This window comes from Robiginitalea sp. (assembly GCF_049588695.1).
Classification (GTDB): Bacteria; Bacteroidota; Bacteroidia; order Flavobacteriales; family Flavobacteriaceae; genus Robiginitalea.
On sequence record NZ_JBAVZJ010000602.1, the window covers coordinates 1 to 1,812 of the forward strand.

2 protein-coding genes and 1 pseudogene are annotated in these 1,812 nt (G+C 45.2%); all 3 read right to left on the reverse strand.

All coding sequences use genetic code 11. The features are described 5' to 3' along the window. The coding region (locus tag WBV75_RS13790; RefSeq protein WP_424121164.1) for a sugar nucleotidyltransferase at nt 1-522 on the reverse strand (522 nt) is incomplete at its 3' end. A 23-nt stretch (nt 523-545) separates the two neighbouring features. Then, nucleotides 546-1,604 carry a dTDP-glucose 4,6-dehydratase gene (gene rfbB, locus WBV75_RS13795; protein ID WP_424121165.1) on the reverse strand — a complete coding sequence of 353 codons (1,059 nt, stop codon included), beginning with the start codon at nt 1,602-1,604 and terminating at the stop codon, nt 546-548. 8 nt (nt 1,605-1,612) lie between these two features. Beyond that, nucleotides 1,613-1,812: pseudogene (locus WBV75_RS13800) on the reverse strand (hypothetical protein); the annotation flags it as partial.

Below are 1,812 nucleotides of genomic sequence, written 5' to 3' on the forward strand. Positions count from 1 at the left end.
GAAATAGATCCCCGGCACGGCATAGTTCGATTTTGGAACCTCAGGTTTCTCCTCGATACTGATAGCCCGTCCCTGTTTGTCAAATTCAACGACTCCATAACGTTCCGGATCATGGACCCTGTATGCATAAATTATCCCCCCGTCAGGATCATTATTGGACTGAAGCAAGCCGGCCAGTCCGGATCCGTAGAAAATATTATCCCCCAGGATAAGGGCTACTTTGTCATTGCCAATAAAATCTGCTCCTATGATAAAAGCCTCTGCCAGACCTCTGGGTTCCTCCTGTACGGCGAATGAGAACCGGCATCCGTATTTGGCCCCATCTCCGAGCAACTTTTTAAACAGCGGGAGGTCCTGAGGGGTTGAAATAATCAGGATTTCGCGAATACCCGCATACATAAGTGTTGATAGCGGATAGTAAATCATAGGCTTGTCATAAACAGGCATCAATTGCTTGCTCACAGCTAAAGTGATTGGATGTAATCGAGTTCCGGATCCCCCGGCCAAAATAATCCCCTTCATATCTGACTAGTTAGCACATGGCATTACGAACCATAGTGATTCTTATAATATTCCTGGTAGCTTCCGGAGGTCACATGTTGCAGCCAGTCCGAATTTGAGAGGTACCAGTCAATCGTTTTTTCCAACCCTTCTTCAAAAGTAACCGAAGGTTTCCAACCGAGTTCCTTGTTGATTTTTGAAGCGTCTATAGCGTATCTGAGATCGTGTCCGGGTCGGTCTTTAACATAGGTAATCAGGGATTCCGAAGTGCCGGTGGCCCTGCTCAATTTGTGATCCATTTTCGCACACAAAAGCCGGACCAGGTCGATGTTTTTCCATTCATTGAACCCTCCGATATTATAGGTTTCTCCAATGCGCCCCTTGTGGAATAACAGGTCGATGGCTACAGCGTGGTCTATGACATACAACCAGTCCCGGGTATAATTACCATCTCCGTAAACAGGCAATGGTTTCAAGTTAATGATGTTGTTAATGAATAGAGGAATCAGTTTCTCGGGAAAATGATGGGGCCCGTAATTGTTGGAACAATTACTGATAATGTAGGGAAGCCCATACGTTTCTCCATAAGCGCGCACAAAATGGTCTGAGCTGGCTTTGGAAGCAGAGTAAGGGGAATTAGGGTCATAAGCGGTTTCCTCGGTGAATAACCCGTCCTGCCCGAGGGATCCGTATACCTCATCAGTGCTGATGTGGTAGAACCTTTTATCCCACATGTCCTCACGCCATAGATCCCGGAAGGCATTTAGCAGGTTTACCGTTCCTATGACGTTGGTTTTCACAAAAGCCAGGGGGTCCGTAATCGAACGGTCTACATGGGATTCAGCTGCCAGGTGTACAACCCCTTCAAAACGTTGTTCGGAGAATAATTTTTCCAAAAAATCGCTATTGGTTATGTCTCCTTTAACAAAGGTGTAATTGGGTGATGCTTCAATGTCCCTGAGGTTCTCCAGGTTACCCGCATAGGTGAGGGCGTCCAGATTGTAAATATGATAGTCGGGATATTGCTTTACAAAACGGCGAACCACATGGGAGCCAATAAACCCAGCGCCTCCTGTAATGAGTATTGATTTCTTTTTTGACACTCCGTTTACTATAGTTTAAGTTCTATTGATTTTCGGTTCAGGTAACGGATTGACGAAATCAAAAGAAACAAGGCGATTAATATCAAAGGGAAAAAAATGATGTTTTTCTCCAATAAGGCTTTGTCAACCTCATGGGCATTCCCGAAATTGACAATCGTAATGGGCTCCCGGTTCATCTGAAGCTCCAGTTTTTTAAGTTCGGTATCCT